Genomic DNA, 16,141 nt, shown 5'->3' with positions numbered 1-16,141 from the left:
CGCTCGGGTGGCTTTTTTTATGGCTGTTTTAACCCTTGTTCCGGTTTTGTCCGGCAGGGCCAAAAAGCATCAAGGGCGTAACAAATTATTTGCCGCCACGCATGGAGTCGAAGAACTCATCGTTGGTCTTGGTTTGGCTCAATTTGCCCAGCAAGAATTCAATCGATTGCACATCTTCCATTTCGGTCAGCAGTTTACGCAAAATCCACAGACGCTGTAGCGAAGACTCATCAAACATGATGTCCTCACGGCGTGTACCGGAGCGACGAATATTGATGGCTGGGTAGATGCGTTTTTCGGCGATCTTGCGATCGAGGTGCAGTTCCTGGTTACCGGTACCCTTGAATTCCTCATAGATCACTTCGTCCATTTTGGAGCCGGTGTCGACCAGGGCGGTAGCGATAATCGTCAGGGAACCACCTTCTTCCACGTTACGGGCAGAGCCGAAGAAACGTTTTGGTTTTTCCAGTGCATTGGCATCGACACCACCGGTCAGTACCTTGCCTGAGCTGGGGACGACGGTGTTGTAGGCACGTGCCAGACGGGTAATGGAATCCAGCAGGATCACCACGTCACGTTTGTGTTCAACCAGGCGCTTGGCTTTTTCAATCACCATTTCAGCAACCTGAACATGGCGCGCAGGTGGCTCATCAAAGGTGGAGGCAACCACTTCACCACGTACCGAACGTTTCATTTCGGTTACTTCTTCCGGACGCTCATCAATCAGCAGCACAATCACATCACATTCCGGATTGTTACGGGTGATGGATTGGGCGATGGTTTGCAGCAGCATGGTTTTACCGGCTTTGGGTGGCGCGACAATCAAACCACGCTGGCCTTTACCAATGGGTGCTACCAGATCGAGTACTCGGGAAGAGAGATCTTCGGTTGAACCATTACCTTGTTCAAGGAAGAAACGATGATCGGGGAAGAGGGGGGTGAGGTTTTCAAACAGGATTTTGGATTTGGCGTTTTCAGGTTTGTCGTCGTTAATCTCAGCGACTTTCAACATCGCAAAATAACGTTCGCCATCCTTGGGAGGCCGGATCTTGCCTGCTATCTTGTCACCCTTGCGCAGATTGAAGCGTCGAATCTGGCTGGGTGAAACATAGATATCATCAGGGCCGGCAAGATAAGAACTGTTGGAGCTTCTTAAAAAACCAAACCCGTCTTGCAGGATTTCCAGCACCCCATCACCATAAATATCTTCTCCGCCCTTGGCATGATGCTTGAGAATGGCAAAGATAATATCTTGTTTGCGGGTACGGCTAACGTTCTCGAGACTCATTTCCTTGGCGATAGCCAAGAGCTCAGGAACGGCTTTCAATTTAAGGTCGGAAAGATTCATAGGGACAGATAGATGCAATTTAGTGGGTGTTGGGGCGGAGCTTGAATGATATCAAGAGGAGAAAAACTTTGGAGAACCCAAGGCGTACAGAAACTATAGACCCAATGTCCGGGGGTGTCCAGTCCAACCAACCCAAAAATGTTGAACCATTTTGGGGTTGGTTGGACGTGTCAAGCAAGTCGCATTTACAGGGCTTGCTGGATAAATGCTGTCAGTTCCGATTTGCTCATGGCGCCAATTTTGGTGGCTTCGACGTTGCCGCCTTTGAACAGAATCAGAGTCGGGATGCTACGGATGCCGTATTTGGGTGCAGTGGCTTCATTCTGATCGATATTCAGTTTGGCTATTTTTAACTGGCCTTTGAACTCTTCAGCAATTTCTTCCAATACCGGGGCGATCATCTTACATGGACCACACCATTCAGCCCAAAAATCCACCAGTACAGGCAGGTCGCTGGCCAGTACATCTGTTTCAAAACTGTCGTCACTCGTCATTGTGATGAGATCGCTCATGGTTTCCCCTTGCGTGTTGAGGTCATAATTTATGTCATTGTACGCGGGCTTCTGTGGGAATCAATCGCAGAGATAGCGCAAAGATCTACTGGACGCCTGCCCCTGTGAGTTGCATATTCGTGGCCTGCCCTCAAAAAAAGACAGTTTCAGGACTTCGAGTTATGTCAGATTCCTCAGCCCAGCCAGGCGAATTGATTGCAGCGGTTGATCTGGGCTCCAACAGTTTTCATATGGTCATCGCCCGCGAATTTCATGGTGAATTTCGTACTCTGGAGCGGCGCGGACAAAAAGTTCAGCTGGCTGCAGGCCTGGATGACGAGTTCATGTTGTCTGAAGAGGCCCAGCAGCGTGGTCTGGATTGTTTGCGTGAATTTGGCCAACACTTGCAAGGTATGGACTCCACCAGAGTAACCGTACTGGCCACCAATGCGTTACGGGCCGCTCGCAACCGGCAAGACTTTATCGATCGTGCCGAAGCGGTGCTGGGTTACCCCATTGAGGTGATCGCCGGGCGCGAAGAAGCCCGCCTGATTTACCTGGGTGTGGCGCATACGTTGGCCGACGATGTCGGTAACCGGCTGGTGGTGGATATTGGTGGCGGCAGTACCGAATTTATTATTGGTGAACGCTTTGAACCCAAGGCGCTGGAAAGCCTGCATATGGGGTGTGTGTCGTTTACCCGGCGCTTTTTTGCTGATGGCCAGATTACCGAAGCCGCGTTTGAGCGGGCGGTGGCGGCGGCTCGTCAGGAATTGCTGCATATTGAAACCGACTACAAGCATCTTGGTTGGCAAAACGTTGTCGGCTCATCCGGTACGATCCGCGCAGTAGAGCAATCCGTGGTGGAATTTGGCTGGTCAACCGAAGGCATTACCCGCCAGGCGTTAAAAAAGCTGCGCAAACAAACGCTGCAGTTCGAGACGCTGGATGATGTGGTTTTGCCTGGTGTAAAGGTTGAGCGTCGGCAGGTCTTTATTGGTGGCCTTGCTATCTTGACCGCTGTTTTTGATACCTTCGATATCGAACACATGGTGTATTCCGACGGCGCCTTGCGTGAAGGCGCACTATGGGATCTGTTTGGACGCTCAAGCCATGAAGATGTGCGTCAGCGCACTGTGCGTTCCTTGCAGGAGCGTTTCTATATCGATGAGGCCCAGTCCGCCAGAGTCAGTGATATGGCCCGTGCATTGTTTCTGCAGGTGTACCAGGATCTTGGTCTGGAGGAGAGCCAGGTGCGCTGGCTGTTGTGGGGGGCCGAGTTGCATGAAATTGGACTGAGCCTGTCGCATAGCGGATTCCATAAACATGGTGCTTATCTGCTGCAGCATGCCGATATGCTGGGCTTTACCCGCCAAGGGCAAGCCAAACTGGCGGCCCTGGTACGTTGTCACCGACGTAAATTCAATCTGGGTGAATTTGCAACCCTGTCTCCGGAAAGCCGGGCTTTTGTTATCCAGCTGACGCGCTTGTTACGTATTGCGGTGATTCTGAATCATGGTCGGGGAGCACATCCGGTACCGGTGCCGGAACTGAAGGTTATTGCCGGTGACCATGACTCGCTAAGCCTGACACTGCCGGCTGGCTGGCTGGCAGGGCATTCGTTGACGGCGGGTGACTTGATGGCGGAAGTGGATTACCAGAAAGCGGCGGGTATGACACTGACGGTTGAGTAACCGGTGCCAGCATCGACGACGGGTGAGCAGTCGCCTCGGCCTGGCGGCCGAGGCGGGCTTGAAAGGCTAGCTTGAGGTTGTGGCGAGTGTCGCCAACAGGATATTTTGCGCGCGGATAACTTCTTCGCCCTCTGCTGGCTCGCTGCGCAGGTAACGGCCATCCGACTGTAAGATCCAGGCCTGGCTGTTGTCGAGCATATAGGCTTCAAGCTCAGACTTGACGCGCTCTTTCAGTTTGTTGCTTTCGATCGGAAAGGCCGTTTCAACCCGGTTGAGCAGGTTACGCTCCATCAGGTCTGCACTGGCAGCGTAGACTTCGTCCTTGCCATTATTGAGGAAGTAATACACCCGGGTGTGTTCAAGAAAGCGGCCAATAATGGAGCGCACTTCAATGTTTTCGGAAACACCTGGTACTCCCGGTCTCAGGCAGCACATGCCACGGATAATCAACTCCACCTTCACCCCTGCCTGAGACGCCTTGTACAGCGCCCGGATCAGCTTGGGTTCCGTCAAGCCATTGGCTTTCAGGCGAATCAGTGCTGGCAGACCTGCTTCGGCATGGCTGCGTTCGCGATCAACCAGTTCGATCAGTTTCTTGTGCAAGGTAAAGGGAGCGTGAAACAGCTTCTTGATTTTCAGTGCTGCGCCCATGCCCGTCAGCTGCTGGAACACCGCGGCGACATCTTCACCAATCACATCGTTACTGGTGAGGAAGCTGTAATCGGTGTAAGCACGGGCGTTACCAGCGTGATAGTTGCCCGTTCCCAGATGCACGTAGCGTTTGTAGCGATCTTCTTCCTTGCGCACGATCAGCATCATCTTGGCGTGGGTCTTATACCCAACTACACCGTACACCACCACCGCTCCGGCTTCTTGCAGGCGATTGGCAAGGTAGAGATTTTCTTCTTCGTCGAATCGCGCGCGCAGCTCGATTACAACCGTGACTTCCTTGCCACTGCGGGCGGCGTCGACCAGGGCGTTAACAATTTCAGACTTGGCACCGGTACGGTACAGCGTCTGCTTGATGGCGCGTACCGCAGGATCTTTGGCGGCTTCTCGCAGCAGGTCGACGACAGGGGTAAAGGATTCGAACGGGTGTAAGAGCAGCGTGTCGCGTTCGCGCATGCTTTCAAAAATGCTCTTTTTGAACTTGATGTTCTTGGGTAGGCCAGGAGTGAATGGCGTGTATTGCAAGTCGGGGCGATTGATCTGGCCAATCACTTCCATCATGCGGCCCAGATTCACCGGACCATTCACCATATACAGATCGTTGGCCGCCAGGTTGAACTTGTGCAGCAAGAAGTTCACCAGCTCGGACGGGCAGTTGTCGGCCACTTCCAGTCGCATCTCTTCACCGAAGTTACGGGAGTGCAACTCATCTTCAAGCGCGGAGGCTAGATCGTTGGTGCCGTCTTCGTCGATCTCCAGATCCGCGTTACGGGTTACCCGGAACTGGTAACAGCCTTTGACCTTCATGCCTGGGAACAGCTCAGCGGCATGCTCGTGAATCATAGAGGACAGGAAAATAAAGTGGTCGCCACCGCTGGTGAGATGATCTGGAATCCGGATGATGCGCGGCAGGGAACGTGGTGCCGGAATAATCGCCAGGCCGGTTTCACGGCCAAAGGCATCCTTGCCGTCCAGCTCCACAATAAAATTCAGGCTCTTGTTGACCAGTCGTGGGAACGGATGGGAAGGATCGAGACCAATCGGACTGACCAGTGGCTGAATGCTGTCGCGAAAATATTCTTCTACCCAGAGCCGCTGCTCTTCGGTCCAGTCCCGGCGTCGCTGGAAGTGAACATTTTCCTGCTCCAGCGCCGGCAGAATGGTTTCATTGAGAATACGATACTGACGCTCGACGGTTTCGCTGCACAGGGTATGAATCGCACTCAGAACCTGCTGTGGATGCATGCCATCGGCACCGGCCTGTTCACGGGCGAAGGTGAGTTGCTGTGTCAGGTTGGCGACCCGGACTTCGTAGAACTCATCCAGGTTGCGGCTGAAAATGCACAGGAAAAACAGGCGATCAAGCAGTGGATGGCTTTCATCCAGTGCTTGCTCCAGTACCCGGATATTGAACTGCAAATGGCTCAATTCACGATTGAAGTAGTATTCGCTGCTGCTCAGATCGATAGGTGCTTCGGTTGTCTGTACGTCGCTCATTCGGCTTCCTTAAGCGTTGATCCACTCGGCGTATTGCTTGGCATAGTAGGTGAGGATGCCATCGGCACCGGCTCGTTTGATACAGGTCAGCGATTCCAGCATGATGGCTTCATCGTCCAGCCAGCCATTAAGAGCCGCTGCTTTCTGCATGGCATATTCACCACTGACCTGATAGACAAAGGTTGGCACCTGGAATTCATCTTTTACCCGACGCACGATATCAAGATAGGGCATGCCCGGTTTGACCATCACCATGTCGGCCCCTTCTGCCAGATCCAGCGCCACTTCATGAAGGGCTTCATTGCTGTTGGCCGGGTCCATCTGATAGGTGTATTTGTTGCCTGTGCCTATGTTGCCGGAAGAACCGATGGCGTCCCGGAACGGGCCATAGAAAGCGGAAGCGTATTTGGCGGAATAGGCCATGATACGGGTGTTCACAAAGCTCTCTTCTTCCAGTGCTGCGCGGATATCACCAATCCGGCCATCCATCATATCGGACGGCGAAATAATATCGGCACCGGCTTCGGCATGGGACAGCGCCTGTTTCACCAGGGTTTCAACGGTGATGTCGTTAAGCACATAACCATCGCCATCAATAATGCCATCCTGACCGTGGGTGGTAAAAGGATCGAGTGCGACATCGGTCATGACGCCCATGTCTGGTACGGCGTCCTTGATGGCACGGATTGCCCGCTGGATCAGACCATTGGGGTTAAACGATTCTTCCGCCCGTTCAGACTTGGCATCTGCCGGGGTATAGGGAAACAGGTCGATGCAGGGAATGCCCAGGTCATAGAGGTATTTGACCTCTTTTACCAACTCATCAATGGACAGGCGTTCGATACCCGGCATGGAAGCAATAGGCTCACGTTCCTGATGACCTTCGAGAACAAACATCGGGTAAATCAGGCTATCCGTCGTCAGCTGTGTTTCGCGCATCAGGCGGCGTGAAAAATCATCCCGACGCATGCGGCGCATGCGGGTTTCTGGGAACATTCGCTGTGAATCGTTAAAGGCCATGATGTACTCCTGAGTTACCCGTGAAAAATCAGTCCGATTGTAGCCCGCTTTGGCCAAGGCTGGGGACATTATCCGGCAGGACAACGCGGAATTCTGAACCTGAATCAAAGGAGCAGCAGCCTAGAGCAAGAACATGACGGTTTTACGGCAAAATATCCGCCGCCGTCCTGTCGGGTTTGATCCGGTGCCCAGAGCGGAACCGTGGCCGGACCAACAGCTATTGGTATTTCTGTTCCAGCCGGTTGATCACGTCGTCGGCGACCCGCAGACTCGAGAGCAAATCGAGCAGGTTGTATTCCAGATTGACGTTGAGGTGGGTGGCCTGGCCGTCAAAAAAATCAGGGTTGTTGCCTTCAAACTGCAAACTGAGATTAAGCGCGCCATCGGGTTGGTAGCGTACCCCGGATTTGAGTTCCTTGAAGTGGAAGTTTTCCAGTAACTGCATGGCCAGGGCGACGCTGGGGTCGCTTTGTTTGAGGGCTTCGCTGGCGTCAGTCTGATAACGAATGGTGCCACCGGGAGCGCGGGCAAACAGATTACCGGCAGGAATGCTGGGGCCTTGCGGGGTCAGGACAATCGGCAAGGCACCGTCGAGCAGACCGTCGGCATCCAGTTCGGCACTGGGTTCCAGCCTGGCCAGACTGCCCAGCTGCAGTTGTTCAATGGCAATACCGAAGGAGTTGATCTCTTTGCGGCTGTCGTATTGCACGGCTGGAATATAAATCCGGCCACCCAGTAACCGGGTATGCAGTTCGTGGACATTGGCCGTTGCCCAGCTGAAATCCTGGGGCAGGGTGATGTCGGCCCGGGCCAGCAGTTCGGACAGCTCGACGCCAGTGTTCAGGGTGCTGCCACTGATCTGGCTGTTGATCTGATAGTGCTGGTCTGCGTCGGAGCGCATGGCCATCAGGAATTGCCAGCGATCCAGGGTGATGCGGTTGTCGTAGACCAGGCTGATATTGTCACCGCGTAACATGATATCGGGCTGGATGCGCTGTTGTTCCAGATCCCAGTCAACCCAGCCCTGGCCAGACAGCTCACCACTGAGAATCTCGACACCGGTCAGATTGGGCATGCTGTTCAGCCCCAGCTGGCTCCAGACGATGCTGCTGTTCAGTAGCTGGAATTGCCAGGAGCCAATACCGGAATCGAGCTGGTGCTGCAGCTGGCTACGTAATTGTAACTCGCCGTTGCCCAGGCGCAGCTCGGGGTTGGCGGTCAGTCGGGTGGTGGCAACATGGTAGCGAAGGTTGGCCGTCAGGCGAGCATCAGGCAAGGGCCACTGTTGCCATTGGGATGGTCGCAACAGCAGCCGTAACTGACAGCGTGGTTTTGCCAGATCGAGCATACAGCCGAGCTGTGATGCACCGGTACGGATTACCCGATCTTCTTGTCGGGCCGTCAGCGGTGACAGGTCGAACGCCAGCTCCGTCAGGGCGGCAAAGGGGGCGGTGCTGTTCTCCGTGTCCCAGGTCGCCAGCAAGTGCTCGCTTTGGCGCAGCTGCAGGTCAGACAGTTGCCACTGTTCAATCGGCTGTGGCTGGGCGTTGATCCGGGTGTTGTCCAGTTGCAGTGTAATCGGGCCGGTCGGGTTAAGGGTGAGCTGTAGATGACTGGTGAGGTCCCAGGCGCTGGTCAGGCCGGTGCTGTTCAGCGTGCCGGTGGCGGCCAGTTGTATCTGGGCCGAGAGCATGGGGTGGCTGGCGGTGCTGAGGCTGTGCCACTGCAGCTGCATCGGTACCGTGATCTGGCTGTCAATGCGGGTCTGGTCCTGGTCTTGCCACTGGAAGTGCATACCGGGCTGGGTCTTGGCCTGGCAGTCCGTCAGCAACCGGTCGCATTGCATCGTCGCCTGCCATGGTGATATGTGAACGCTCTGGCCTGGTTGGCGCAGACGGATGGCTGGGCCACTGAGCTGGCTGTGCCAGGCATCCTGTTGGTGTTGCAGACTGAATTGCCATTGGCCGAGGCGGTGACCGGTGTCAGTCAGGGCTTCAATCGTTGTATCGGGGAGCTCGCGACTGAGCTGGTGTTGGCCGGGGCGCATGGTTAAAAGGGTGGTCGACTCCACCTGCAGATCTTGAGGAAAACGAAACCGGTTGTTTACCGACAGGGTGGCAGTGGATTCCAGTGTTTCGAGTGCTGACAACACGGGGTGGGAGCTGAATAGCTGGCGCAGGTCGTGGGGGAGTCGATAGGCCTGGCGGGATAACTCCGGCAGTACCAGTACCTGACGAACGTTAGCCTGGGTGGTGGTGTCATCCTGTTGCAGCTGGACAAACCAGTGTGCCAGCAGGGTCGACTGGTCGGAGATTTGCGCCAGAATCTGGCCGTCAGCCAGTAACTGCAGGTTCAGGTTCCACGGTGCGGTGCTGCTTGTGCTTGCGCTTGCCTCGGCAGGAAAAGGGGTTAATTGTCCGAGCAGTTGCCAGCGTTGTGAGTTCAGGTGGGCACTGAGTCGGGCGTGTAATTGGGGATGTTCGATGCGCAGAGTATCAATGGCTATATCGTTGATCGGCAGAGTGGTCAGTAGCTGACTTAATTCTGGTAACTCGATCCACTCACTTTCCAGCTGTGCGCGGGCAGCGGCTTCAGTGCTGTCTGCGTGCGCTGTCGCCAGTTGGGTGCTGGTACTGCCGAGCACAATATTCAATTCGTGAATCTGCAGTTGCTCCAGCTGGCCGCCCAGTAGTCCGATGGAGTCGTATTGCAGGCGCGCGTCCTGCAAAGCCAGAGTGGTGCCATCGGTTAGCCGGGCTGACAGGTAATCCAGTTCGAGCCGATCCAGTTGCAGGGTCTTGATATGCCAGCTGACTTCAATACCGGTCACTTGCTGCACCAGGCTGGGCAGCCACTGGTTGGCAGCCGATTTGACCAAGGCCGGTAATGACACCAGCACCAGAATCAGCAGGCAGATAACCAATAACCCGACGGCCGCCAAGCCGCGGCACAGCCACGCGCCCAGGGTCCGCCAGCCGGTCGGGTGCTGGGCGCTCATTACTGCGCAGTCAGGGTCTGGACGCCCTTGTCGGTGCCCAGTAGCAGGGTATTGGCCGGGCGCATGGCAAACAGGCCGTTGGTGATAACACCGGTGATCTGGTTCAGCTGTTTTTCCAGAGTGATGGCAGCATCGATACGCAGGTTATAGACGTCGAGGATCTGGCCGCCATTGTCGGTGATCACGCCTTCCCGGTAGACCGGGTCTCCACCCAGCTTGACGATTTCGCGGGCTACGTAAGAGCGGGCCATGGGAATCACTTCCACGGGCAGCGGGAATTCGCCCAGGGTGGTGACCAGTTTGCTTTGGTCGGCAATACAAATGAAATGACGGGCAACGGCGGCAACAATTTTTTCGCGCGTCAGCGCGGCCCCGCCCCCCTTGATCATTTCCAGATGGTGATTGATCTCGTCGGCACCATCGATGTAGTAGTCGATGACATTGGCGGAGTTCAGGTCATACACCGGAATACCATGATCTCGCAGTCGTTGGGCTGAAGCATCGGAGCTGGCGACAGCGCCATCAAACAGATCCTTGTGCTGGGCGAGGGCGTCAATAAAGCAGTTGGCGGTGGAGCCGGTGCCTACGCCGACAATGCTGCTGTCTTCGAGGTGAGGAAGAATATATTGCACCGCGGCGGCACCGACGGCTTGTTTGAGTTCATCTTGAGTCATGTTGATTCCGTATGTGCAAATGATACTGGCGCTTAAACGGTGCCCATTATAGAGCGCTGTGCGTTACAATGTCTGGCTTCATTCTTATTCTTCCCCCGCCAGGCAATCCGGCCTGGCCTTGTTTCTGGATTGGCCACTTCACCATGTTGAACGAGTATCTGAAAAAAATCCTTACTTCTCGGGTTTACGATGTCGCTACCGAGACGGCGTTACATATTGCCCCGTTTTTGTCTGAGCGACTGGGCAATCAGATCTGGATTAAACGTGAAGATCAGCAAGATGTGTACTCCTTCAAAATTCGAGGTGCTTACAACAAAGCCGCTCAGTTGACGGCTCAGGAAAAAGCACGTGGTGTTGTCACCGCTTCTGCTGGTAATCACGCCCAGGGGCTGGCCCTGGCTGCCAGCAAGCTGGGGTTGAAAGCCGTTATTGTGATGCCGCGTACGACGCCGGAAATCAAGGTGCGTTCGGTCAAGGCCCGTGGGGCCAAAGTGGTGTTACATGGTGATGCCTTTGATGATGCCTTTGCCTACTCGCAAAAGCTGGTGGTTGAAAAAGGCATGACCTATATCCACCCGTATGATGATCCTGAGGTGATTGCCGGTCAGGGAACGATTGGTATGGAAATCCTGCGTCAGATGCCGCAGCCGATTGATGCCATTTTTGTTCCGGTTGGTGGTGGTGGTCTGGTGGCTGGAGTGGCGGCGTATATCAAGGCCCTACGCCCGGAAATCCGGGTGGTTGGTGTTGAAAGCACGGAGTCAGCCAGTCTGGCAGCGGCGTTGGCAGCGGGTGAGCGCGTTACCTTGCCATCGGTGGGCATTTTTGCCGATGGGGTGGCGGTAGCGACCGTTGGTGAACACACCTGGGCAATCGCCAAAGACTGTGTGGATGAAGTCATTACCTGTACGCCGGATGAAATTTGTGCTGCCATCAAGGATGTTTTTGATGACACCCGGGCGGTCTGTGAGCCGGCCGGTGCGCTGGCCATTGCCGGGGTCAAAAAATACGTTGAGCGCGAAGGTTGTGAGAACCAGAATCTGGTCACGGTCTTGAGTGGCGCCAACGTTAACTTCGACCGCCTGCGGTATATCTCGGAAGTGGCGGAAATTGGTGAAGGCCGCGAAATTATTCTGGCAGTAAGCATTGCGGAACAGCCGGGCAGCTTCCAGCGTTTTTGTGCGTTGCTGGGCAAGCGTCCGATTACTGAGTTCAACTATCGTTATGGTGATGACGATATGGCGAGGATTTATGTCGGCGTCAAGGTCGGGCCGGAACCGGGGGCACGGGATGCGTTGCTGGCGGAATTACGCGCGGATAATTATCCGGTGCTGGATCTGACCGATGATGAAATGGCCAAATATCATATTCGCCATATGGTCGGTGGGCACGCACCGGCATCTGTTCAGGATGAGCGTTTGTACCGCTTTGAATTTCCGGAGCGTCCGGGAGCCTTGTTGCTGTTTCTGAAAACACTGGGCAAGCGCTTTAATATCTCGCTGTTCCACTACCGTAACCACGGTGCGGCCAGTGCTCGTACATTGGTGGGCTTACAGGTACCGGCCGAAACACTGGCGCAACTGCATGGTTATCTGGATGAGCTGGGTTATCCCTACTGGGACGAAAGCGACAACATGGCGTACCAGTTGTTTTTGCGCTAGGGCTGATGCTGCTGCCGTCAGTGCGAAATGTCCGGGCTTAACCGGGTTCGGGCAGCTGGCACCGTCAGGCGCTGGCCCTGATTCAGATGGGTGGTACAGGCCACCCGCAGCAAAGAGGCAAAGTTACCGACTTCGCCGCGCCGTTCAATCACTTCTCGGTGAATACGGCTCAAGAAGGTCCCCAAAGACAAGTCGGCATCGCTGGCAATGTTTTCCAGCAGATGCCAGAAAACCGCTTCCAGCCGAATACTGGTGACCACACCATCGAGTCGGATGGAGCGGGTTTTCAGTTCAAACAGCTCCGGTTCGGCAGCAGAATAAATCTCACACATAACACCCTCTCCTGGCCCTGGCCAGTATGCCCTGCGGTATGGCAGGGCATGTCTGGATGATTCTAGCGGGTTTGGCAGGAAGGGAAACTTACAATGCCATCAGCAGTTGGTTAAATTGAGCCAACCAGGCCGGGTGGGCAGGCCACGCGGGTGCGGTGACCAGATTACCATCCGTGATGGCATCCGTTACCGCGAGGTCGGCATAAATACCACCGGCCATGGCAACTTCCGGAGCGCAGGCCGGGTATGCGGAAATGGTACGCTCACGAATGACATCGGCGGCGGTCAGGATCTGGGCACCATGGCAGACGGCGGCAATGGGTTTGTTGTTGTCTGCAAAGTATTTGACCAGTGCGATAACGTCGCTGTTCAGACGCAAGTACTCTGGCGCGCGACCACCGGGAAGCAGCAAGGCATCATAATCGGCAGGGTCCAGACCGGCAAAATCGGCATTCAGGGCGAAGTTGTGGCCCGGCTTTTCGGTGTAGGTCTGGTCGCCTTCAAAGTCGTGGATCGCGGTTTTGACGATATCCCCTGCGGCTTTGTCCGGGCAGACTACATGCACCTCGTGACCAACCATCTGCAACGCCTGGAAAGGCACCATCAACTCGTAGTCTTCAACAAAATCACCAGCAATAAACAGTACTTTAGCCATGAGTCAGTTCCTTTATTGTTATCTGAATCGTCGCTGTAACGACAATGGGCTTTTACTCTAAGGGCTGGTGAGTGGCGGTGGGTAACAGCGGGTTACTACATGGCAGAGGCACCTGGCATTGGCCGTTACAGTCGGCCCTTGCTGTAGCGCTCACGCGCTTCCTGTTTCTTTTTCTCGCTTTTTCGCAACAAAACATACAAGACTCCGGTGCCGCCATGTTGAGGCTGGGCAGTGTGATAAGCCTGAACGTCATCGATCTGTTCCAGCCAATACACCAGATAGCTTTTCAGAATGGCCGGATCACCTTCGCTGCGGTCTCCTTTGCCGGGCAATATCACCACACTGCGAATGTCATGTGCCATGCAGTCCTGCAAAAAATGAAACAGTTGGCGGCGGGCTTCTTCGACGGTACGTCGATGCAGATCAAGGCGGGCTTCGCTTTCGTACTTGCCCAGGCGCAATTTGCGAAAAACACCATCCTGGATACCGGGGCGCTTGAACCCCACGACGTCGTGGGGGCCGACACGCTGGACGCCGGTCGTTTGCAAGTGATTCGGGTCGCGTTTCGGGCTGCTATCCACCGCGGCAATACGGCGGGCTTGTTGCGAGGCGCGGGTAATATCACCTTTTTTGATGGCGACTCTGTCCCGGGTTTGCAGGGGTTTGACGTCTTGCATGTGCTGGGAAAACGTATCGTCGTGATCAGTCATGAGGGGGGCGCCCTTGCCAGTGTTCCTGTCTATAATAACCAGTATTACTGAGATGCGGTAAAATTGACGACCCTTGAACCGAGGGCATTGGGCCATGTAGTGACAAATCTTTGCTCAGAATCACAGACTGGGGACGGTCAGTGATCTTAATGTGGTATATCGTTGGGTGTTTAATGAACAGGATCGCTGAAGGCGAGTCATGACAATATTTCGACGATTATTATTGCTGTCAAGTGCATTGGCGATGCTCGGCATTGGCGTTGTTGCCAATGCCTTCGAGGGCTCCCATCGGGTGATGGATTGGGCACAGCTACTCGATTTGAGCAGCCAGCAGCAAGCTGACATTAAAGGTATAGAAGCCAGCTTCCTGCAGCATTTTCAGCAGTTGCGTGATGACGCCATCCCCCGGTGGGGGCAAGGGTTTGATGAGCAGCGGTGGTTGGAGCAACGAGCCAGGGAGCGGGAGCTGGAGGCAGGCATAAGACAGCAATTACGGCAGGTACTGAATGAATCGCAACGTCTGAAGGCCGATACCATTGTGCAACGTTTTCACACTAAAGCGGCGGCTGGCATGTTGGAGCGAATCACCCAAGAACTGGATTTGACTTCCGATCAGCATCATCGTCTGAAAAAAGCCCAGGCCTCGATTGCAGCAGATTTCCACTGGCCGATTGATCACCGCCAGATGGAGCTGACCCGCATTGGAGTCGAAAAGCTGTTAAGTGAGTATTTGACACCAGAGCAGCTGGAGGTCGCGCAACAGCGGCGTCAGAACAATAATAAACGCTGGCCAAAACCAGAAGATTTCAGGGACGACCGGGAGAGGCGAGATAACAGACCTCGGCCGCCTTTTGATGCGCCCCCTCGTCCTGACGACTTACCTTTCATGCACGAATAGAAACCCGGCGACAGGCGAAACCATAACCGCCATTAAAGACCAACCGCCGGGCGGCTCTGAATGCGGCCCTGCGTGCAGGTTCGATGATCAGAAGCTGTAGACGAGTGTGACGCCAAATTCCTTGTCCATGTTCTTGTTGGCATCCGGTACTTCTTCAACGTATTTGATTTTATAGGTCAACTTGGTAGCCAAAGAGCCATTGATCTGACTTTTGAGGCCGGTTTCACTTTTGTAGGTACTGTTGTCATCGCCCATTTCAGCGCTGGCAATTTGAGTAAAGTGGGTGGTCTTGCTGATTTTCCAGCCGTATTTCATCGCCAGACGCAGCATGCCCTGTTCTTCAATTTCATCGCTGTTTTCCAGCTTGTCGCGGTTATAACCAGGGCCAGCCTCGAGATCCAGGTTGGTGGTGTCTGAGTCGATTGCCCGGTAGCCGTAGCCAACCGAAATGGTGCTTTGATAGGTGAAGCCGGAAAAGCGGGCACGTTCCTGATCTGCATGCAGCGCCAGATAGGAATGCTCACTGAAATTGCGGTCCAATTGTATGGCACCGTAATAGGTTTCTTTCGAAACGGTGTCATCTTCTTTGCTGGTCAAGGCTTCAAGGCGGTAGTGAGAGTCCCAGTTGATGCCTTTGCGCGACAGTCCGAACTTGCCGTTCAGGCTACTGGTCTCGGTATTACCCGAGGTTATGATGCTACCCAGCTCCGCAGATCCTCCCCAAAAAGGTGGCATTTTTTCGGTGTCGGCTGCCTGGGTGTGAGCGGCGATAGCCAGTAGGGTCAGAGCAAGGGCCTGTTTGGACATGAGTGTCTCCGTAAGAGGTGTTGCATTTAGTGCGGCAGAGTAACGATGCCTGTTTGACAATTCAACCTTATAAATTGCGTGTGTATGGTCACGCAACGTCAGGTTTATTGACGCAGCAGAACAGCCAGCTCTGACGACCGTAAGGGTGAAGATAATGGCTCTATATCGTAGACGTTCAGGCTTATTTCGCCAGTTTTTGTGCCAGTTTCAGTATGGCGGGTCCGGCAATAAATGAAATAACCATCGCGGCTGGCCACGCCAATCCCCAGGCTTTCATCCAGAATGATAAAAAATGACTGGAGTAACCAAGATTGATAAAGACGATCCAGCCACTCATCAGAAAACTCAGGACGCCGGACATTAAGGTGCTGTGTATCAGTCTAAGCTTGAAATGCATGATTTTTCCGAGGTTGGGGCCAGAGAGACCGGTGCCGCAGTCTGGAATCTGGCGCAGGCGATGGGTGTATGGTGCTGAGGCAAACTCTGATATGGCTTGCGTATTGGTTGATGCACTGGGCCATTATAAACGGTCTTGGTCTGCCAATGCGTGCGTCACGATTGTATGGACTGTTGCGTGTGTTGCTTTATTCGATAAAAAAGCCGGGTGATACAGGTTAATTCTCGGGAATCTTGGCAGTGGTTATTGGCTGTCTGATTTATAGATGATTTCGACCTAACCCTTCCTCC

Annotated in this window: 14 protein-coding genes; 3 read left to right on the top strand and 11 right to left on the bottom strand. The window is 54.4% G+C overall.

What is annotated here, in order from left to right:
• Window positions 1–85: 85 nt before the first annotated feature.
• Window positions 86–1,348, bottom strand: coding sequence for a transcription termination factor Rho (gene rho, locus Q8W22_RS01520; RefSeq protein WP_303431341.1), 1,263 nt, complete (start codon window positions 1,346–1,348; stop codon window positions 86–88).
• 185 nt (window positions 1,349–1,533) lie between these two features.
• Window positions 1,534–1,860, bottom strand: a complete 327-nt coding sequence (gene trxA / locus Q8W22_RS01515) for a thioredoxin TrxA (RefSeq protein ID WP_303431342.1) — start codon at window positions 1,858–1,860, stop codon at window positions 1,534–1,536.
• A gap of 161 nt (window positions 1,861–2,021) precedes the next feature.
• On the opposite strand from trxA, the gene ppx reads away from it, so the two are divergent.
• Entirely contained in the window at window positions 2,022–3,533 is a 1,512-nt protein-coding gene (gene ppx / locus Q8W22_RS01510) for an exopolyphosphatase (protein WP_303431344.1), read from the top strand.
• A 66-nt stretch (window positions 3,534–3,599) separates the two neighbouring features.
• Here the strand turns inward: ppx and ppk1 are convergent, their stop codons facing one another.
• The 4 genes from ppk1 to rpiA form a co-directional block, all read right to left on the bottom strand.
• A complete protein-coding gene (gene ppk1 / locus Q8W22_RS01505; protein ID WP_303431345.1) occupies window positions 3,600–5,699 on the bottom strand; it encodes a polyphosphate kinase 1 in 2,100 nt (699 codons plus the stop codon).
• 9 nt (window positions 5,700–5,708) lie between these two features.
• On the bottom strand, window positions 5,709–6,719 hold the full coding sequence (hemB, locus tag Q8W22_RS01500; RefSeq protein ID WP_305451412.1) for a porphobilinogen synthase: 1,011 nt from the start codon (window positions 6,717–6,719) through the stop codon (window positions 5,709–5,711).
• Between the two features lie 217 nt (window positions 6,720–6,936).
• A complete protein-coding gene (locus Q8W22_RS01495; RefSeq protein ID WP_305451411.1) occupies window positions 6,937–9,717 on the bottom strand; it encodes a YdbH domain-containing protein in 2,781 nt (926 codons plus the stop codon).
• Window positions 9,717–10,391 carry a ribose-5-phosphate isomerase RpiA gene (rpiA, locus tag Q8W22_RS01490; RefSeq protein ID WP_303431348.1) on the bottom strand — a complete coding sequence of 225 codons (675 nt, stop codon included), beginning with the start codon at window positions 10,389–10,391 and terminating at the stop codon, window positions 9,717–9,719. Before rpiA ends, Q8W22_RS01495 begins: the two co-directional genes overlap by 1 nt.
• A 143-nt stretch (window positions 10,392–10,534) precedes the next feature.
• Between rpiA and ilvA the strand changes: the two genes are divergently transcribed.
• Window positions 10,535–12,052, top strand: a complete 1,518-nt coding sequence (ilvA, locus tag Q8W22_RS01485; RefSeq protein WP_305451410.1) for a threonine ammonia-lyase, biosynthetic — start codon at window positions 10,535–10,537, stop codon at window positions 12,050–12,052.
• A gap of 17 nt (window positions 12,053–12,069) precedes the next feature.
• Here ilvA and Q8W22_RS01480 read toward each other — a convergent pair whose 3' ends face one another.
• The 3 genes from Q8W22_RS01480 to smrA form a co-directional block, all read right to left on the bottom strand.
• Window positions 12,070–12,384 (bottom strand): ribbon-helix-helix domain-containing protein, encoded by a 315-nt coding sequence (locus tag Q8W22_RS01480; RefSeq protein ID WP_305451409.1) that lies wholly within the window; start codon window positions 12,382–12,384, stop codon window positions 12,070–12,072.
• An 88-nt stretch (window positions 12,385–12,472) separates the two neighbouring features.
• Window positions 12,473–13,039, bottom strand: a complete 567-nt coding sequence (locus tag Q8W22_RS01475) for a DJ-1/PfpI family protein (protein WP_303431352.1) — start codon at window positions 13,037–13,039, stop codon at window positions 12,473–12,475.
• 125 nt (window positions 13,040–13,164) lie between these two features.
• The gene (gene smrA, locus Q8W22_RS01470; protein WP_303431353.1) at window positions 13,165–13,749 is read right to left on the bottom strand and encodes a DNA endonuclease SmrA; all 585 of its coding nucleotides are present in this window, start codon (window positions 13,747–13,749) and stop codon (window positions 13,165–13,167) included.
• Window positions 13,750–13,948: 199 nt separating this feature from the next.
• Here smrA and Q8W22_RS01465 point away from each other — a divergent pair, with 199 nt between their 5' ends.
• On the top strand, window positions 13,949–14,647 hold the full coding sequence (locus tag Q8W22_RS01465) for a hypothetical protein (RefSeq protein ID WP_305451408.1): 699 nt from the start codon (window positions 13,949–13,951) through the stop codon (window positions 14,645–14,647).
• Window positions 14,648–14,734: 87 nt separating this feature from the next.
• Here Q8W22_RS01465 and Q8W22_RS01460 read toward each other — a convergent pair whose 3' ends face one another.
• Window positions 14,735–15,454: a YdiY family protein gene (locus Q8W22_RS01460; protein WP_303431355.1), complete on the bottom strand. Its 720-nt coding sequence runs from the start codon at window positions 15,452–15,454 to the stop codon at window positions 14,735–14,737.
• Between the two features lie 181 nt (window positions 15,455–15,635).
• The gene (locus Q8W22_RS01455; protein ID WP_303431356.1) at window positions 15,636–15,851 is read right to left on the bottom strand and encodes a DUF2798 domain-containing protein; all 216 of its coding nucleotides are present in this window, start codon (window positions 15,849–15,851) and stop codon (window positions 15,636–15,638) included.
• Window positions 15,852–16,141 lie beyond the last annotated feature (290 nt).

It is taken from the genome of Oceanobacter sp. 1_MG-2023 (assembly GCF_030689025.1).
Taxonomy (GTDB): domain Bacteria; phylum Pseudomonadota; class Gammaproteobacteria; order Pseudomonadales; family Oceanobacteraceae; genus Oceanobacter.
This window is presented reverse-complemented; position numbering and strand designations above follow the sequence as displayed.

Coding starts and splice junctions, on each gene's coding strand:
- rho (WP_303431341.1), bottom strand. CDS start 1,348: ATGAATCTTTCCGACCTTAAATTGAAAGCCGTTCCTGAGCTCTTGGCT.
- trxA (WP_303431342.1), bottom strand. CDS start 1,860: ATGAGCGATCTCATCACAATGACGAGTGACGACAGTTTTGAAACAGAT.
- ppx (WP_303431344.1), top strand. CDS start 2,022: ATGTCAGATTCCTCAGCCCAGCCAGGCGAATTGATTGCAGCGGTTGAT.
- ppk1 (WP_303431345.1), bottom strand. CDS start 5,699: ATGAGCGACGTACAGACAACCGAAGCACCTATCGATCTGAGCAGCAGC.
- hemB (WP_305451412.1), bottom strand. CDS start 6,719: ATGGCCTTTAACGATTCACAGCGAATGTTCCCAGAAACCCGCATGCGC.
- Q8W22_RS01495 (WP_305451411.1), bottom strand. CDS start 9,717: ATGAGCGCCCAGCACCCGACCGGCTGGCGGACCCTGGGCGCGTGGCTG.
- rpiA (WP_303431348.1), bottom strand. CDS start 10,391: ATGACTCAAGATGAACTCAAACAAGCCGTCGGTGCCGCCGCGGTGCAA.
- ilvA (WP_305451410.1), top strand. CDS start 10,535: ATGTTGAACGAGTATCTGAAAAAAATCCTTACTTCTCGGGTTTACGAT.
- Q8W22_RS01480 (WP_305451409.1), bottom strand. CDS start 12,384: ATGTGTGAGATTTATTCTGCTGCCGAACCGGAGCTGTTTGAACTGAAA.
- Q8W22_RS01475 (WP_303431352.1), bottom strand. CDS start 13,039: ATGGCTAAAGTACTGTTTATTGCTGGTGATTTTGTTGAAGACTACGAG.
- smrA (WP_303431353.1), bottom strand. CDS start 13,749: ATGACTGATCACGACGATACGTTTTCCCAGCACATGCAAGACGTCAAA.
- Q8W22_RS01465 (WP_305451408.1), top strand. CDS start 13,949: ATGACAATATTTCGACGATTATTATTGCTGTCAAGTGCATTGGCGATG.
- Q8W22_RS01460 (WP_303431355.1), bottom strand. CDS start 15,454: ATGTCCAAACAGGCCCTTGCTCTGACCCTACTGGCTATCGCCGCTCAC.
- Q8W22_RS01455 (WP_303431356.1), bottom strand. CDS start 15,851: ATGCATTTCAAGCTTAGACTGATACACAGCACCTTAATGTCCGGCGTC.